We start from the raw sequence: 16,442 nt of genomic DNA on the forward strand, positions 1-16,442 counted from the left end.
GGTGAGTAGTTGAAAAGGCTCTTATTTTGTGAAGTTGATAAAATGAGCCAATGCGGCCGGATTTCGGAGAGTATCTTTACTCGTTGCCAGCGAAACATCCACGCCGGACAGAATTTTCTTGATCGGTGTTTCGAGTTTCTTGCCGCTAATTGTGTACGGAATGTCGGCTATGGCATAAACGGCATCCGGCACGTGACGAGGGCTAAACTGACGGCGTAATGTGTCTTTGATCCGCGTTATAAGCTCACTCGTTAGCGTAACGCCCTCGCGCAGTACGACAAACAGCGGCATGAAATACTGCCCGCCGGGTTGTTCCAGACCAACCACCAGGCTATCCATAATTTCAGGAATACTTTCTACGGCACTATAAATCTCGCTGGTGCCAATTCGAACCCCATCCCGATTGAGGGTTGCATCCGAGCGACCATAGATGATGATCCCATTCCGTTCGGTGATCCGAATGTAGTCACCATGCCGCCAGATGCCGGGGTACTCCTCAAAGTAACTTTTGCGGTAACGATCGTTGCTGGGGTCGTTCCAGAAATAGACCGGCATAGAGGGCATGGGCTCCAAAATGACCATTTCCCCCAACTCACCCCGAACAGGCCTGGCGTTCTCATCGAACGCTTCTACTTTAGAGCCTAACAGTCGGCATTGAATTTCGCCTTCGTAAACGGGTAAGAGTGGATTTCCACCTACAAAACCACTGCACACATCTGTGCCGCCACTGAGCGAAATCAACCACACTTTAGGTTTCACGGACTCATAGATCCACCGGAAACCCTCCGGCGGTAGGGGAGAACCTGTGGAGCCGATGGTTCGCAAATGTGTTAATTTGGCGGTATCCGCCGGTTTGAGTCCCGCCCGTAAACAGGCGAGGTAATAAGCCGCACCACCGCCAAAATGAGTAACTTTAGCTTCATCGGCCAGTTTCCAGAGGACATTCAGGGTCGGGTAACCAGCCGCTCCATCGTACAGCACCAGCGTTGCCCCCACCAGCATGGAACCAAGTGCATAATTCCACATCATCCAGCCGGTAGTCGAATACCAGAAATACCGCTCCCCCGGTCTAACGTCCTGATGCAGTCCGAGGGCTTTAAGGTGTTCGAGAAGACATCCGCCTACGCTGTGGGTGATGGCTTTGGGCTTACCCGTTGTTCCCGATGAATACAACACCCAAATAGGCTGTTCGAAAGGCACGGGCTCAAACGTCAGTCCGTCGGGAGCGGGGGTGTCCAGCACATCAGGCCAGGAAACAGAGCCCTCAAGCTGGCTGTGCTCGTTCAGATAAGGCACCCAAATGACTCGTTGAAGGGTTGGCAGTTCATCACGAAGTTCACGCGCTACGTCTGTCTTGTCAATCCGCCGACCATTGTACGAATAACCATCGGCCACGATCAGAATTTTTGGCTCGATCTGCTGAAACCGGTCGACAATACTGGACGTACCAAAATCGGGTGAGCAACTCGACCATACGGCACCAATGGCATTGGTGGCCAGAAAGGCAACAATGGCTTCGGGGCCGTTTGGCAGAACGGCAACCACCCGGTCGCCAACGCCAATCTGCTGATTACGGAGGTAAGCAGCCACAGCGGCTACCTGCCGTTCCAGGGTATCCCACGATAGAGTCCGTACGCCAGGCTGCTGTTCAGACGAATAAAGAATTGCTGGTTGCTGGGGCGTACGGTGCCGGAAAATGTGCTCGGCATAATTGAGCGTTGATTCCGAAAACCAGCTCACCCCAATCATGTCCTGCTGACTGGGCCTGAAAACCACCTGATGGTAGGGCGTGTGGCTCTGTACATCGAAAAACTGCCAGATACTTCCCCAAAAATCTTCCAGATCCGTGACGGACCAATCCCACAAATCGTCATAGTCCCGAAAATACAAGCCTTTCTTTACGAAAAGCCAGTTCATGTATCGCTTCAACAGGCTTTGCTCAATCGTATTGCGGTCGGGCGTATAAAGTGGGGTTACGGTTGATCGGGACATACGGGTAATGATCGGGTAGTAGTTTAGGGTAGAAAAGGAGGGGGCGGTGCGCCATTATAGGTATCCGCCGGCAACTGTACCGATGGCTCGGTATTGACTAACGTGGAATGGGTTCTGCGGATTGTTTTTCATATAAAAAGCGTTGCAACAAAAAGGACATAGTCAGGTTATCCTGAAAAGCCCTAACTTTGCACCCCATTTTGTATTTTATTAAAACAGGTGTGCTGATTATCAGCTAGATTAATTATAAAAATATCAGATTTACTGTATTTTTCCATGAGTCAAGATTCAGAACAGAACGACCGAAACACCGGCCCAGGCCGTGATGGTGATTCGAACCGGCAGAGCGGTCGTTCCTTCGGCCGTCGGGATGACGTCCGCAACGGTGGCACAAGCTCGCCACGCCCCAGTCGGGATTCAGATCGCCCCCGTTTTAGTCGGGACAGCGACCGCAATGACCGGCCCAAATTTAACCGGCCTGCCGATGGCGACCGGCCCCGATTCAACCGCGATGACCGTACTGACGGACCACGTAACGTCGGACCGCGTACGGATGGACCACGTAACGATAGACCCCGTACTGACGGACCACGCAGCACAGGCCCCCGTACCGACGGACCGCGTACCAATGACCGAAACAGCGATCAATCCGGGAAACCCCGTTTTGACCGTAATTCAAACGACCGACCTTCTTTCAACCGGAATTCGGAGCGTCCACGCTTCAGCCGGGATAATGACCGTTCTTCATCCAATCGGGATTCGGAACGTCCACGCCGGGATAATGACCGGGATGATCGCCCAAAATTCAACCGGCCTGCCGATGGCGACCGCCCCCGCTTTAACCGGGATGACCGCACATACCGACCCGCTGGAGCCGGACCACGTCCGGATTCACCGGCTCGGCCCAACCGGGACGACCGTCCGGAGCGTCCTCGTCGCGATACCGATTCTCCGCGTTTCCCCAGCGACAGAAGCCGCAGCAATGACCGTTCGGACAGTGACCGGCCCAAACGCGATGAGCGCCCTTCTTTCAGCCGGGATTCGGAGCGCCCCCGCTTCAATCGTACGGATGCCCCGCGTGACGCTAACCGGGAGTCGAAAACTGATGGCCCGGCACGTTTTCCGCGTGAGCGTAAAAGCACGGGTGGATTTCCCCGCCCTGAAAAACCAGCGTTCAAACGGGTAGGTGGTTTCAGCCGGGAGGCCGACGAACGTAATAATTTTGGCGGTGAAGACCGTCCCGGTAATAATCGCCGGAACGACCGTACCGAAGAAACGGGTTTCACGGGTCGGCAGCGTAAAGAGTCGGGTGATCGACGCACGGGGAGTTTTACCAAAGCGCCGGACTATAACCTGGAGCAGATACGGGCCAACCAATCTGATAAACGGGGACGTCCGGATGATCGGCGTCGCAGCCAGGATGCCGATCCGGAAAAAGGAAAGCGTGCACCCGCCAATGATGGAACGACCCGACTGAATCGATTCATTGCCAACTCGGGTGTTTGTTCCCGCCGGGAGGCCGACGAACTCATTGCCCACGGCGATATCTCGGTGAATGGCAAAGTCGTGACCGAAATGGGATACAAGGTAAAAGAAGGGGATACCGTTAAGTACGGTACCAAAGTCCTGAACCCGGAACGCTTCGTATATGTGCTGCTCAATAAGCCTAAAGATTATATCACCACGACCGAAGATCCTGAAGAGCGAAAAACGGTAATGGAACTGGTAGCTGATGCGGGCAAATTCCGGATGTATCCGGTTGGACGCCTTGACCGGAACACCACCGGGCTGCTGTTGATTACAAACGACGGCGAACTGGCCGACAAGCTAACGCACCCATCGAACAACATCCGTAAGATTTACCAGGTTGAACTGGATAAACCCATCACCGAAGAACATTTCGAGGCTATCAAAAAAGGCATTGAACTCGAAGATGGTCCGGTCAAACCCGACGCTGTAAGCATCGTTACGCCGGATGGGTACGTGATTGGTATCGAAATCCACTCGGGACGTAACCGCATTGTGCGCCGTATTTTTGAAAGCTTCGGGTATGAAGTAACAAAACTCGACCGCACAACCTACGCTGGTTTGACCAAGAAAGAGCTGCCCCGTGGCAAATGGCGCTTCCTCGACCCGAAAGAGGTTGTTAAGTTGAAGTATCTGAACTCCTAAATGTTAATGAGTGAATGAAGGAATGAGTGATTGAGTGAATGGACGAGGCAAACCCTATTCACTCAATCACTCATTCCTTCATTCACTCATTGTACTTATGAACCATCTTTTCCCCTACATAGAGCGAACGCTGCTGCATCCCGGCGTTACGATCAACGAGCAATACCAGGCGCTCGATGAGGTGACCCAGTTGGGTATGGCCGGACTGACTGTAGCACCCTTCTGGGTAAAGAAGTTCCGGCGAGAGATGGGCGATACGCACCCGGCTGTGCTGTCGACTGTAATCGGGTTTCCGTTCGGCTATCAGCGTACCGAGGCCAAACAAACCGAAATTGAGTGGGCTTTGCGCGATGGTGCTACCGAGATAGAAGTTGTCCTGAATACATCGGCTTTGTTTTCGTCTACCTCCGTCTGGCTCAAGATCGAGTTAGCCAAACTCGTTGCGCTGGTTCATGCGCAGGAAAAGCTGTTTACGGTTATTCTTGAAAGCTCATTGCTCGATCCCGAGCAACTGGAGAAGATGATCAGGACGGCAACGGACACCGGAGCTGATTTTGTCAAAAATGCTACAGGTGCCCTATCTACAGGCTTTTCTCTCGAAGCCGCCTTGCAGTTTCGTCAACTCGTTCCAAAATCGGTTGGCGTTAAAATCGTGGCCGATGGGGCAACGGAGACCCAACTGGAAGCTTTAGTAGCGGCAGGCGTAGAGCGGCTATCGGCCCGGCGTCTGGATTTGTAATTGCTTCCCCGATTTTGGGCGCTTTACGACCTTTTTATATATTACGGACGATTCATCTTTTCGTTCTGTTATGAAATTCCGCGTTACCCTTTTCTTTCTCCTTTATACCTTTTCGTCGTTCGCTCAAACTGCCATTTATCAGGCATTTGAAGCGGATAGTGCCGCCGAGCCCCGTGGCGGAATGCCGTATCTGACCACATTTCTTCAGTCAAACCTCCGCAAACCAATCGCTGCGGAAGCCCAGGGCATTGGTGGACGTGTTGTTGTAACGGGTATCGTTGAACCTGATGGCCGAATCTCCGACGTGAAGGTTGTCAATGCATTTCGACCCGATTATGACCGGGAAGCGGTGCGCGTGTTCGCCCTTTTCAACGCCTGGAAACCCGGCTACAAAGGCGGAAAGCCCGTTCGGCAGTACGTGAACATTCCGGTTACATTCAAGCCAAATCCACCCTTTATCTATGAAAACGGCGCACGTGTAAGCTACTTCGACGGAGCGGATAAGCTCATTGCCGATAGCAGCAAGGCGCAATTCAAACAAACTGTACCCATCGACTCACTGGGTATACCCAGCGGGGATATTGTGCTGTACAAAGCCAGGGGGAAAGCCTGGAAAGAGGAAACCCGGATGCCCCTGATCCGGAAAGAAAATGGTGTTCGGGGAGCGTCGGGTAAAAGTGGGTACCTGATTGGTTATCAGAACGGGATCATTCAATGGAATGGCTTGCTGGTTACTGTCGATGACAAGGGGGCCATCCTTCGGCAAACCTATTTTCAGGATGGCAAACGGTCGGGTACCGAACTGGTCTACCATCCGACCGGGCTGGTTGCCGAAAAAACCGAGGAGTTTGACGATAGATACGTGACAACCTCCTGGTACACAAATGGGCAAATCCGGCAAATTCAATCCAGTGCCAAACAAAAAATCAATGTGCCCACTCCGCCCGATCATGTACTGACTTATTGGGAAGATACGGGTCGGCAGATGGTGAAGGACGGTGCTGGACGGGCGGTTTACCAAACGCGGACACCCTTACCCACCGACACCACGAAGTTTGTTGCTTTTGTTGAGGAAGGCCAGTACGAAAACGGATTTAAGGAAGGTGTCTGGAAAGGCCGCTATGCCGATGATTCTTACTCGTACGAAGAACAATATGACAAAGGTATCTGTCAAACGGGGAAGGCACGGCAGGCCGATGGCACGGTGCTGGCCTATAAGGAGGTTCAAAAGCAGCCCGAATTCAAGGGCGGTATGCCCGCACTGGGGCAGTTTCTGGCTTCAAACCTGCGTTACCCAGCCGATGCCCAGCGCGCCAGAGTACAGGGAAGGGTTTTTATAACTTTTGTGATCAACACCGATGGCAGTATTGTCGACGCGATGGTGTTGAAAGGGGTAGGATACGGCGCGGACGAAGAAGCACTTCGGGTGGTAAAGTCCATGAGTGGGCGCTGGCACCCCGGCTATCTGCGTGGAAAGCCCGTTCGGGTGAAGTATAATCTGCCTATTAATTTTACGCTTCAGTAAGGCTTCTGGCATCGCTACAGGTTGAAAGCCGTGGATACATTTGTAAATTTGCGGGATAACCCCCGCGCAAATGTCGCTTAAGCAAGTTCCCCTTCATCATATCCATCAGCAGTTAGGTGCGAAGATCGTACCGTTTGCGGGTTTCGAGATGCCCGTTCGCTACTCCTCCGATCTCGATGAACACAATACCGTTCGGAACGCCGTTGGTATGTTCGATGTCTCGCACATGGGCGAATTCATCCTTAAAGGTGAAGGTGCGCTCGACCTCATTCAGCGGGTATCGGCCAACGATGCCAGTATTCTGTTCGATGGTAAAGTGCAGTACAGCTACCTGCCCAACGGACGGGGCGGTATTGTCGACGATCTGCTGGTGTATCGAATCAGCCCGACGGAATACATGCTTGTCGTGAACGCATCGAACATCGAAAAAGACTGGAACTGGATCAGCCAGTACGCATCCGACTACGATCTCACGATGGTGAACATATCCGACGATATGTGTCTGTTTGCCGTTCAGGGGCCATTAGCTGCTAAAGCCTTACAGTCGCTGACCCCGGCCGATCTGGAGTCGATGGATTACTATACATTTGAAAAAACGGACTTTGCCGGGTATGCCAACGTCATCGTGTCGGCAACGGGTTATACCGGGGCGGGTGGTTTTGAAATTTACGTGTCGAATCACCAGGCCGAGGGTGTCTGGAACGCCATCATGGAAGCCGCCGGTCCATTCGGTATCAAACCCATTGGTCTGGGTGCCCGCGACACACTCCGCCTTGAAATGGGCTACAACCTCTACGGCAACGACATCACCGACGAAACCTCGCCCATTGAAGCAGGTTTAGGCTGGGTAACGAAATTTACCCATGACTTCATCGACGCCGATGTGCTGAAAGCGCAGAAACAGCAGGGGGTATCCCGCAAGCTGATTGGCTTTGAACTTCTTGATCGGGGCGTTCCGCGCGGCCACTACGAACTTACCGATGCCGAAGGTAACAAAATTGGCGAAGTAACGTCCGGCACGCAGTCGCCCACGCTTGGCAAGGGCGTTGGTCTGGGCTACGTTCAGACGGCATTCAGCAAACCGGGAACGGAAATCTTCGTTAAAGTGCGCGACCGGCTGCTGAAAGCCCAAATCGTTAAACCTCCTTTCGTGAAAAAATAATCCGAACCGGGATTCATATGATTTTTATGACTGACTATGATTTTTAATGAGCAGCTTTCTCTGAAAGCGAAATCGTGGTTAATCCGAAAAATCATATAAATCCCGGTTCAGACGACGGTATATGAAACAAATTGACGTTTGCTTAACCCCTGAGTTGTTACACCTCCACACCGTTGAAAACACAATTGTTGTGGTGGCGGATGTTTTCCGGGCTACATCGTGCATGGTGACGGCCTTCGCCTATGGCGTAAATAGCATTATTCCGGTGGCTACCATCGACGAATGCCGGGACTGGCAGGAGCGTGGGTACCTGGCCGCTGCGGAACGCAATGCCCAGAAAGTGGATGGCTTCGAACTGGACAACTCGCCTTTCACGTACATGAATGAACAGATTCGGGGAGCTAATGTAGCCATGACGACTACCAATGGAACCTTGGCCATCACCAAATCGCGGTCGGCGGTGAAGGTACTCGTGGGTTCGTTTCTGAATCTGGACGCTATCGCCCGTTTTCTACAAAGCGAGCGCTACGATGTAATGGTACTTTGCGCGGGCTGGAAAGGACGCGTCAACATGGAAGATACGCTCTTTGCCGGGGCACTGGTGGATCGGCTGAAAGATAGCTACGCCATGGCCGAAGACAGCGCCATCATGTCGTGGCGACTTTATTGCCAGGGGAAAGACAACCTGCCGAGCTATCTGGCCAATTCGTCGCACATCCGGCGGTTGCAACGGCTGGGAATCCAGAAAGATATTACCTATTGCTTACAGCACGATCTCTATGACGTTGTTCCGGTTTTGCGGGGCAATGCGCTGGTGAACATGCAGATTTGATTAGTTATTATTTAATGGTTATTAGCTAATGGTTATTGATAACGATTAATCAATAACCATTAACTAATAACTAATCAACTGGCAGCCGCATTCTTCTTCCGGGTGGCGGCTGCTTTTTTTGCGGATGCCGACCGTTCCTCCGGCGTGCGTGCTGCCGATGCGGCTCCCCCTTTTCGGCCGCCTTTCTTTTCGGGCTCTTTGTTTTCGGCATGTCCGCGTCCGGAACCGCTCTTTTTGCCTCCGCCCGATACCTTGTTTACCGTTGCCCAGGCCCGGCTTTCGGCTTCTTCTTCGGGTACCCCGCGCTTTTCGTAACTTTCCTCAATGTGTTCAGCCTGTCGTTTCTGCTTATCGGTATAGGCCGACTTATCTCCTTGTGGCATAGCTTTCTGGTTTAGCTTAAGATGTGCTTTTAGGGTGTAGCCATTACAACCCGTACCCTCCCATTGTGTTTTACCCAGAAAAAAGCTCAGCGGGAAAAATGACCAACTGGTCACTCTTCCCGCTGAGCGTATCGTTTTTGTATCAATTCGGCTGTATCAGGCCGTTGCGGCCTGTTCGGCTTCGAGGTACGTTAAGACGTCCTGCACGGTTGTTAGCTTATGGTAATCTTCATCTGGAATTCGAATACCAAACTCCCGTTCCAGCTGCATGATCAAGTCAACGCTGTCGAGACTATCCATCCCCAGATCACGTGAGAAATGGGTTTGGTCGGTGATGGCTGATTCGGGTATCCCGAATTCTTTCAGAATGTCAATTACTTGCTTTTTCATAACTCCAGTAGTTATATGGTCAACCTGCCTGTTTCTTTATAGAATCCTTTTTAATCCGATTTAGTATGTGCCAACGGCGGGGATTAACAAATTTTAACCTTACAGCAGTGACTCGCCCAGCAGTCTTTTTAGTTCCAGTTGATTCAGCATGAGCTGATATTGAAAGTTTAGCTGGCCTAGTTTGGCTTCTTCCACCCCCGTTTCGGCACTTTGTAATTCAACATTGGTAATGACCCCATTTCGCAGCCGGGCGTTGGCAATCTGAAGCGCTTTTTGTGCCTGCAACACCTGCGTTTCAAGATTGGCCAGACGAGATTGGTTACTCCGAATGTCGGCGTTGAGCTGGGCAATACTTTGCCGTACCTGTGCATTGGCGTTCTCCACGGCGTAGCGGCTGGCGTTCAGGTTGAGCTGTGCCGCCTGGTTTTGCAGTTGATACCGCTTGCCGGCATAAATGGGAACCGTAAGCGACACACCTGCCGCCACGTTGAAGCGGGGCGTATTAATTTCCGGCAAATACCCGTTTCGGTACCCTGCTGAGCCCGAAAAACTGAGGTTAGGACGACCGGACAAGTCAGAAACCAGAATGTCCGTTTCGGCCTGGCGAACCCGATCCTGAGCCAGTTGCACATCTTTACTGCTCGCCAACGGGTTTTGGCCGTCGGCAATCAGGAACGGCTGCGTGGTTGCGCTGCCACCGGCTGCTTCCAGATTGAACTGGGTCATGGCCCGGCTAACATCCGGATTGGGATTGCCGGTCAGGTAGGTCAACAAAGCCAGTTGACGTTCCAACTGGTTCTGGATTTCAATTTTCCGGTTTTGCGCCGATTTTACCCGCACCTGCTGGGTCAGCACATCATACTCCAGCGCGTCGCCGTTTTGCAGCCGTGTCGTCAGGAGCCGTACATTGGCACCGGCGGTCTGAATTACGGAATCCTGCACCGACAAGCTCCGTTGCAGAAACCCGACGCCGTAATAAGCTGCAGCCACCTGATAAGCCAGTGTCTGTTGGGTAATTTCCAGACCCCGCCGGAGTACCTGTACATTATCGGCCGCTTGCTGTACCGATGCATTGGTACGGCCCCAGTCGTAAATGGTTTGCCCAACGCCAACGGAGGCATTTACGTTGTGGTTGGGCTGAAACTGAATAGTCCGGTTCACACCGTCTACCGGTAGCGTAGCCTGTGCAACGGGCGTTACATACTGATAAGACGCCGTACCGTTTACGTTGGGCCGAAGGGCCGTGCGGGCAATATCAGCTCGCAGGTCACCCGCCTGAATGAGTTGTTGCTGTTGTTTCAGGCTTGGGTAATTGGTGTTTGCCTGCTGAACCAGCGCCCGCAGGTCGTCGGGGAGTTGTACCGGCTGGGTTTGTGCCCTAACGGCTCCCGCAGTGAGTAGTATAGCAGTTACTGTGTAAAGTCTGTGAATCATGGTTGAAGATGTTACGGTTTCTGTCTGCTGGCCTTCAAGAGTTTGAAGGCCAGCAAACAGAAACCAGAATCAGTGGGCGGCATCGGCAACCGCTTTGGCAGCGGCCGCGTCCATTTTTCTACTTTTGAGGAGGAACAACAGTGGGAACGAGACGACAAAAAACAGACCAGCCAACCTGAACGTATCCAGATAGGAAATCATCAGGGCTTGTCGGGAAATGATCAGATCCATCGTTTTGTAAGCGCCCGTCACGGCATCGAAGGAGTTAACGCCTTTGGCAATTAGTCCCTGTGTAATGGCATTAAGCCGCTCCATCGTGAGCATTTCACCCGGTTGCAGGTTCGATACCAGGTCGCCCCGGTGTACCGCTGTGCGTTGGGTAACGTAGGTATTCGTAATGGCTACCCCGAAGGCACCACCCACCTGACGCATCATGTTGACAATGGCAATGCCGGTTGGTAACTGGCGCGGCTCCAGCGTTGCCACCGACTGGTTAATGAGCGGCACGTTGACAAAGGCCAGCCCGATCCCCCGAATGATGAGCGCCGTAATGAAGTCGCCGTTTGAGGCATCCATGTTGTACGTTGCCATCATGAAACAGAACGATGCGAACGCAACGTACCCCACCGCTACCAGCGTTCTCGGCGATGTTCCTTTCGCCAGCAACCGCCCGACAATAGCGAACATCGGTAAGGTGATGATGCCGCCCGGAATGAGGAGCTTGCCCGTTTGCGTAGCGGTAAGTCCAACAATACGCTGGGCAAAAAGTGGGTAGAGAAGGACCGAGGTAAACAGGCCGTATCCGATCACGACCATCAGAATCGAGCCAATGGACAGGTTTCGATTCTTAAAGGTTCGAAGGTCCACCACCGGCTCTTTCGTTCCTTTGAGTTCCCACAGAATGAATGCTGGGATCGCTACCGCAGCCGCCACCGCCAGCCCCATGATCACGTTGCTGTCGAACCAGTCGTCTGCTTCGCCCCGCTCCAGTACGTATTGCAGACTGCCGATACCAACGGCCAGCAACAAAATACCCGTTTGGTCGATATGAATAGACTTTCGGTCGATAGCCAGTTCGTCTGCTTTCTTATCAATGAACGCAAGACTCAGCATAACAGCCGCAATACCAATGGGTATGTTGATGTAAAACATCCAGCTCCAGTGGTAATTGTCGATGATGAACCCGCCGAGCGTGGGGCCGAGCGTGGGGCCCAACACGATGCCCATTCCGAATAGCGCCGACGCCAGAGGGCGTTGTGACGGTGGAAACGCATCGAACATCAGCCCTTGCGAAGTCGACAGCAACGCGCCACCCCCAATGCCCTGCAAAAAGCGGAAGGCGACCAGCGTCCATAAACTATCGGCAAAGCCACAGCCGTAAGAAGCTATGGTGAACAGGATAATGGACCCGATGTAATAATTTTTCCGGCCGAAATACCGCTGCAAAAAGCCCGTCATTGGAATAACAATGACGTTGGCGATGGCATAGGCCGTTACGACCCACGATACATCTTCGACCGTAACGCCCAGGTTCCCCGCAATGTCGGTCAGGCCAACGTTCACGATGGAGGTATCAATTAATTCAATAATGGCGGCCGAAATCGCGGTCACGACAATAATCCACTTTTTAAATCCAGTGGGCATTGCCGCCTGCGTCGGGAGGGCCAATGGTTGAGTTGCCATGTCTTTAATGAAGAATGTATAATGAATAATTGACCATTGAGGGCGCTTTCGAATGAAAGCTGGGAATGACTAACACATCTGGGAAATGATCCCATAGACATTATTCATTGTACATTATCTATTATTCATTAGTTAGCGACTCGTACCTCAGCGTCTACGCTCAGGCCTGCCCGCAGTTGATTTTTGTATTTCTCCGGATTTAGAATCTCAATTTTTACCGGCACGCGCTGGGTGATTTTGACGAAGTTGCCCGAGGCATTATCCGCCGGAAGCAACGCAAACCGTGCTCCGGTAGCATCCGATAAAGACGAAATGCGGCCTTTAATGTCAAGATCAGGATACGCGTCGAGCTTGATGTCGACGGCCTGACCCAGTTGCATTTTCTCCAGCTGCGTTTCCTTGAAGTTGGCAACAACCCAGAAAGTCGAATCGGCAACGATAGTGAACAGGTTCTGACCAGGCTGTACATACTGACCAACCACCACGTTTTTGCGCCCGATTTTACCGGCAATCGGAGCGGCCAGACGGGCGTAGCCTACGCGCAGTTTGGCGTTGTCGATGGCCGCCTGTTTTACCTTCAGCACCGCCTGAATTTTCTGGATGTTTGCTTGTGCCTTTGCGATACCGGCCTGGGCCACCCCCTGCGACGTTTTGGCGAGGTTGATCTGCTCAACATTGGCATCGTACTGGCGTCCCTGCACTTCGGCATTGTTCTGCGAATCTTCCAGTTGCTTGCGCGTCAGCGATTGCTCTTTGTAAAGGTTCTGATCGCGCTGCAAATCCTGCCGTGATTTGTCCCGCCGGGCGGCCTGTACTTGCGCGTTCGATGCCGCAACCCGCGCATTCTGCACTACGTTACGGGCGTTTGCCTGGGCATTCTGCAAATCAGCGCGGGCGTTTTCGAGGTCGGCCAGCGACTGCTGGTAATCGGCTTCGGCCTGAGCCAGTGCCACGTCGTATTCCTGCGGGTCGATGGTGACCAGCGGCTGACCGCGTTTCACATTGGTGTAATCATCTACGTTCACGGCGGTAACGTAACCGGCTACCCGAGCCAGTACGGGGGCTGAGTTGCCTTCAATTTGTGCATTATCCGTGGTTTCGTATTGCTGACTGTGTACGTAAGCCTTATAGCCAAAATAGCCACCAACGAGTAAAACGAGGGCTATAATGATACGCGGTAAGTACGCTTTAATTCCGCTTTTTTCGTCTGTGGTTGCCATTGGTTCAGTTATGGTTGCCATAGTTTGAGTAGTGTTTTAGACATAGGCTGATGTCTTATGAAGAACTTAGTTGATAGTCAACACGTTTGACTATTGTATGACAAAAGTAAACCAAGTTGACTATAAAGTCAAGTAGGTTGACTATATTTGTACAATCTTTTGATTAGAATTGGTTCAGTATTTTTTATTTTGCGAGTATGTTCGTGGAAACAGATAAAAATTCCTTTGATTTTACCCAATTTCAGGCGATTAGAGATCGGTCTATCGGGCGGTTGTTTTGGCGGCTCAAACGATACACGAGTGCCTTTATCGAGCCGCGTCTGCACGCTAAAGGATTCGCCGATTTCAAAATGAGTTACCTGATGTTCCTCTCCAATATTGAAGAGGGGGGTACGACCAATAATGAATTAGCCAAACGAGCCTGCGTAACGAAACAGATGATGAGTAAAATCGTCGGACTGCTTGAAGCGGAAGGGTATATTTATACGCAGAAAAATCCCAATGACTCCCGTTCCAGCATCATCTTTCTTAACGAGCGGGGTAAAGAGCTGTTCGTTTCGCTCAAAGCCTGTATGCAGGAAGCCCGCGACAAATTTGACGGGATTGTAGGCCACGACCGCATGGAGCAGGTTATCGACACCATGGTCGAATTAGCCAATAAATTGGAAAACGAAGAACAGTAAGGAGGTGTATGATGTGTAGGATGTAGGATGTATGGGTACTTCACTACTATAATCAAGTCGCTCTCGGTGCATATATCATACATCTCTCTATGTTTACGTCCATAAATCCCTACTCGCAGAAACGCATTAAAACCTATCGGCCCGATAGCACCAGCGCCATCGAGCGGAAACTCAAACAAGCCGACCGGGCCTTTGCTGACTGGTCGGCTTTGTCGCTTTCGGAGCGCACGGATTACCTGCGGAAAGTCGGGCAATATCTAACGGCTAATAAACAGCGATACGGCGAGTTGATAACGGCCGAAATGGGGAAGACACTGAAAGAAGCCGTGGGCGAAGTGGAGAAATGTGCCGCCACCTGTACGTTTTACGCCGACCATGCCGAAGCTTTCCTCGCCGATCAGTCTATACAATCCGACCGTACCGACGGACCGGCCGAAAAGAGCTTTGTAACCTATCAGCCACTCGGGGCCGTGCTGGCCATTATGCCCTGGAATTTCCCTTTCTGGCAGGTCATGCGCTTTGCTATTCCGGGCCTTATTGCGGGCAACGTCGGGCTACTCAAACACGCACCTAATGTATTTGGCTGTTCGCTGGCCATTGAGGAAGCCTTTCGAGAGTGCGGGTTGCCAACGGGCGTTTTTCAGTCGCTGCTGGTCGATGTGCCCGTTGTTGAAGAACTTTTAAAAGACAAACGGGTCAAAGCCGTAACACTTACGGGTAGCGGACGGGCGGGGTCGTCGGTGGCTAGCATTGCCGGTCGTGAAATCAAAAAATCAGTACTGGAACTGGGTGGCTCCGACGCGCTGATCGTTCTGGCCGACGCTGATCTGGATAAAGCCGCAGAAGTGGCCGTGAAGTCACGCATGCAAAACGCCGGGCAAAGCTGCATTGCCGCCAAGCGATTCATCATCGAAAAATCCGTGAAAAAAGCCTTTACCGAACGGGTGCTACATCAGATCAATCAAATCCGTCAGGGCGACCCCCTGGACGAGACTACCACCATGGGGCCAATGGCGCGGCTTGATCTGGCCGATTCCATTGAGCGGCAATACCGGCAAACGCTCGCTAAAGGAGCCAAACGACTAACGGTCGGTGAGCGCGAAGGGTGTAATGTGCAGCCCATGCTGTTGGACAATGTAAAGCCCGGCATGGCGGCTTTCGACGAGGAAACCTTTGGGCCGCTGGCCGTTCTGATCGACGCCAAAGACGAAACCGACGCTATCCGATTAGCAAACCAGTCTGATTTTGGCCTTGGCTCAGCCATCTGGACGCAGGATCTGGACAAGGCAGAACGACTTGCCCGCCAGATTCAGGCGGGGTCTGTATTTATCAATGGGCTGATGCGCTCCGATGCCAGGGTGCCCTTTGGTGGTATCAAAACATCGGGCTTTGGGCGTGAATTGTCGGAAGCCGGTATAAAGGAGTTTGTGAATATGAAGACAATCTGGGTTGACAGAAGTTGAGGCTAGTTTAAACCTATAAGGTTTCTAAAACCTTATAGGTTTGTAGCCAAATGAGCACTAATCGGTGTTCACTTCGGCTTTCTTTTCCTTTCTGGCGTTCAGATAGCCTTTCACAACCGTGAACGTGGTTACGGCCAGGAAGAAGAAAATGATGTATTGAACATAATCGACAATACCCGGGAAACGCTCCCCGAAGAAGAAGCCGCCCCCCACCAGCGTGATTACCCAAACTGCCGCCCCAATGATGTTATAAAGCATAAAAAAGCGGGGTGGCATATGGATCAGGCCCGCCAGAAGCGGGGCAAACGTCCGGACAATAGGCAGAAACCGGGAGATAATCAGGGCACTATTGCCATATTTGATAAAGGCCTCCCGCGTATTTTCGATGTATTTCTGCTTGAAAAACAGCGAATCGGGCCGGTTTTTGATCCGTCCGCCAAAATAATAGCCCGTCAGATACCCGGTCAACGACCCTAAAACCGCTGCTGCGAAAACGCAGCTCAGCAAGAGCCAGAGGGGTACGTTCAATAGTTTTATTCCAGCAAACACACCCGATAGAAACAGCAGGTAATCGCCCGGCAGGAAGAAGCCGAAAAAAATGCCGTTTTCAACGAAGACAATCAGCGTAATCAGTACAAGACCACCCGTTCGGATAATATCCTCAGAGTCGAGCAGGGTCTGAAAAAAAGCTATGATCTGATCCATATACAATGATAGAATTCTAAATGAGTGAATGATAGAATAATAACCTGTGAACTATTCAT

General features: G+C 51.9%; 14 protein-coding genes. 7 read left to right on the top strand and 7 right to left on the bottom strand.

The genetic code is table 11. From position 1 onward, the window contains the following. Positions 1 to 21 precede the first annotated feature (21 nt). Positions 22 to 1,992 (bottom strand): acetoacetate--CoA ligase, encoded by a 1,971-nt coding sequence (locus CRO74_RS17000; protein WP_097127295.1) that lies wholly within the window; start codon positions 1,990 to 1,992, stop codon positions 22 to 24. Positions 1,993 to 2,268: 276 nt separating this feature from the next. Here CRO74_RS17000 and CRO74_RS17005 point away from each other — a divergent pair, with 276 nt between their 5' ends. The 5 genes from CRO74_RS17005 (at position 2,269) to CRO74_RS17025 (ending at position 8,422) form a co-directional block, all read left to right on the top strand. Continuing rightward, on the top strand, positions 2,269 to 4,164 hold the full coding sequence (locus CRO74_RS17005) for a pseudouridine synthase (RefSeq protein ID WP_097127297.1): 1,896 nt from the start codon (positions 2,269 to 2,271) through the stop codon (positions 4,162 to 4,164). A 97-nt stretch (positions 4,165 to 4,261) separates the two neighbouring features. Next, on the top strand, positions 4,262 to 4,903 hold the full coding sequence (locus tag CRO74_RS17010) for a deoxyribose-phosphate aldolase (RefSeq protein ID WP_097127299.1): 642 nt from the start codon (positions 4,262 to 4,264) through the stop codon (positions 4,901 to 4,903). Between the two features lie 70 nt (positions 4,904 to 4,973). Then, the gene (locus CRO74_RS17015) at positions 4,974 to 6,428 is read left to right on the top strand and encodes an energy transducer TonB (RefSeq protein ID WP_097127301.1); all 1,455 of its coding nucleotides are present in this window, start codon (positions 4,974 to 4,976) and stop codon (positions 6,426 to 6,428) included. 70 nt (positions 6,429 to 6,498) lie between these two features. Beyond that, positions 6,499 to 7,590 carry a glycine cleavage system aminomethyltransferase GcvT gene (gene gcvT, locus CRO74_RS17020; protein WP_097127303.1) on the top strand — a complete coding sequence of 364 codons (1,092 nt, stop codon included), beginning with the start codon at positions 6,499 to 6,501 and terminating at the stop codon, positions 7,588 to 7,590. 121 nt (positions 7,591 to 7,711) lie between these two features. Continuing rightward, positions 7,712 to 8,422 carry a 2-phosphosulfolactate phosphatase gene (locus tag CRO74_RS17025; RefSeq protein WP_097127305.1) on the top strand — a complete coding sequence of 237 codons (711 nt, stop codon included), beginning with the start codon at positions 7,712 to 7,714 and terminating at the stop codon, positions 8,420 to 8,422. A 74-nt stretch (positions 8,423 to 8,496) separates the two neighbouring features. On the opposite strand, the gene CRO74_RS17030 is transcribed toward CRO74_RS17025, so the two are convergent. The 5 genes from CRO74_RS17030 to CRO74_RS17050 all read right to left on the bottom strand — a co-directional run bounded on the left by CRO74_RS17030 (position 8,497) and on the right by CRO74_RS17050 (position 13,553). Beyond that, positions 8,497 to 8,805: a plasmid stabilization protein gene (locus CRO74_RS17030; protein WP_097128647.1), complete on the bottom strand. Its 309-nt coding sequence runs from the start codon at positions 8,803 to 8,805 to the stop codon at positions 8,497 to 8,499. A gap of 156 nt (positions 8,806 to 8,961) precedes the next feature. After that, a complete protein-coding gene (acpP, locus tag CRO74_RS17035) occupies positions 8,962 to 9,195 on the bottom strand; it encodes an acyl carrier protein (protein WP_097127307.1) in 234 nt (77 codons plus the stop codon). A gap of 99 nt (positions 9,196 to 9,294) precedes the next feature. Next, positions 9,295 to 10,629 carry a TolC family protein gene (locus CRO74_RS17040; RefSeq protein WP_097127309.1) on the bottom strand — a complete coding sequence of 445 codons (1,335 nt, stop codon included), beginning with the start codon at positions 10,627 to 10,629 and terminating at the stop codon, positions 9,295 to 9,297. 69 nt (positions 10,630 to 10,698) lie between these two features. After that, a complete protein-coding gene (locus tag CRO74_RS17045) occupies positions 10,699 to 12,312 on the bottom strand; it encodes a DHA2 family efflux MFS transporter permease subunit (RefSeq protein ID WP_097127311.1) in 1,614 nt (537 codons plus the stop codon). A 128-nt stretch (positions 12,313 to 12,440) separates the two neighbouring features. Next, a complete protein-coding gene (locus CRO74_RS17050) occupies positions 12,441 to 13,553 on the bottom strand; it encodes an HlyD family secretion protein (RefSeq protein ID WP_097127313.1) in 1,113 nt (370 codons plus the stop codon). Between the two features lie 176 nt (positions 13,554 to 13,729). Here CRO74_RS17050 and CRO74_RS17055 point away from each other — a divergent pair, with 176 nt between their 5' ends. Next, complete coding sequence (locus CRO74_RS17055) at positions 13,730 to 14,215, top strand: MarR family winged helix-turn-helix transcriptional regulator (protein WP_097127314.1); 486 nt, start codon at positions 13,730 to 13,732, stop codon at positions 14,213 to 14,215. An 89-nt stretch (positions 14,216 to 14,304) separates the two neighbouring features. After that, positions 14,305 to 15,678 (top strand): NAD-dependent succinate-semialdehyde dehydrogenase, encoded by a 1,374-nt coding sequence (locus tag CRO74_RS17060; RefSeq protein ID WP_097127316.1) that lies wholly within the window; start codon positions 14,305 to 14,307, stop codon positions 15,676 to 15,678. A 57-nt stretch (positions 15,679 to 15,735) separates the two neighbouring features. On the opposite strand, the gene CRO74_RS17065 is transcribed toward CRO74_RS17060, so the two are convergent. Beyond that, positions 15,736 to 16,383, bottom strand: coding sequence for a DedA family protein (locus tag CRO74_RS17065; protein ID WP_097127318.1), 648 nt, complete (start codon positions 16,381 to 16,383; stop codon positions 15,736 to 15,738). Positions 16,384 to 16,442 lie beyond the last annotated feature (59 nt).

The sequence above is a fragment of the Spirosoma fluviale genome (genome assembly GCF_900230225.1).
GTDB classification, from domain to species: Bacteria; Bacteroidota; Bacteroidia; order Cytophagales; family Spirosomataceae; genus Spirosoma; species Spirosoma fluviale.

Bases quoted from the DNA above. Each gene is read 5' to 3' on its own strand.
- CRO74_RS17000 (WP_097127295.1), bottom strand. From the start codon at position 1,992: ATGTCCCGATCAACCGTAACCCCACTTTATACGCCCGACCGCAATACG.
- CRO74_RS17005 (WP_097127297.1), top strand. From the start codon at position 2,269: ATGAGTCAAGATTCAGAACAGAACGACCGAAACACCGGCCCAGGCCGT.
- CRO74_RS17010 (WP_097127299.1), top strand. From the start codon at position 4,262: ATGAACCATCTTTTCCCCTACATAGAGCGAACGCTGCTGCATCCCGGC.
- CRO74_RS17015 (WP_097127301.1), top strand. From the start codon at position 4,974: ATGAAATTCCGCGTTACCCTTTTCTTTCTCCTTTATACCTTTTCGTCG.
- gcvT (WP_097127303.1), top strand. From the start codon at position 6,499: ATGTCGCTTAAGCAAGTTCCCCTTCATCATATCCATCAGCAGTTAGGT.
- CRO74_RS17025 (WP_097127305.1), top strand. From the start codon at position 7,712: ATGAAACAAATTGACGTTTGCTTAACCCCTGAGTTGTTACACCTCCAC.
- CRO74_RS17030 (WP_097128647.1), bottom strand. From the start codon at position 8,805: ATGCCACAAGGAGATAAGTCGGCCTATACCGATAAGCAGAAACGACAG.
- acpP (WP_097127307.1), bottom strand. From the start codon at position 9,195: ATGAAAAAGCAAGTAATTGACATTCTGAAAGAATTCGGGATACCCGAA.
- CRO74_RS17040 (WP_097127309.1), bottom strand. From the start codon at position 10,629: ATGATTCACAGACTTTACACAGTAACTGCTATACTACTCACTGCGGGA.
- CRO74_RS17045 (WP_097127311.1), bottom strand. From the start codon at position 12,312: ATGGCAACTCAACCATTGGCCCTCCCGACGCAGGCGGCAATGCCCACT.
- CRO74_RS17050 (WP_097127313.1), bottom strand. From the start codon at position 13,553: ATGGCAACCATAACTGAACCAATGGCAACCACAGACGAAAAAAGCGGA.
- CRO74_RS17055 (WP_097127314.1), top strand. From the start codon at position 13,730: ATGTTCGTGGAAACAGATAAAAATTCCTTTGATTTTACCCAATTTCAG.
- CRO74_RS17060 (WP_097127316.1), top strand. From the start codon at position 14,305: ATGTTTACGTCCATAAATCCCTACTCGCAGAAACGCATTAAAACCTAT.
- CRO74_RS17065 (WP_097127318.1), bottom strand. From the start codon at position 16,383: ATGGATCAGATCATAGCTTTTTTTCAGACCCTGCTCGACTCTGAGGAT.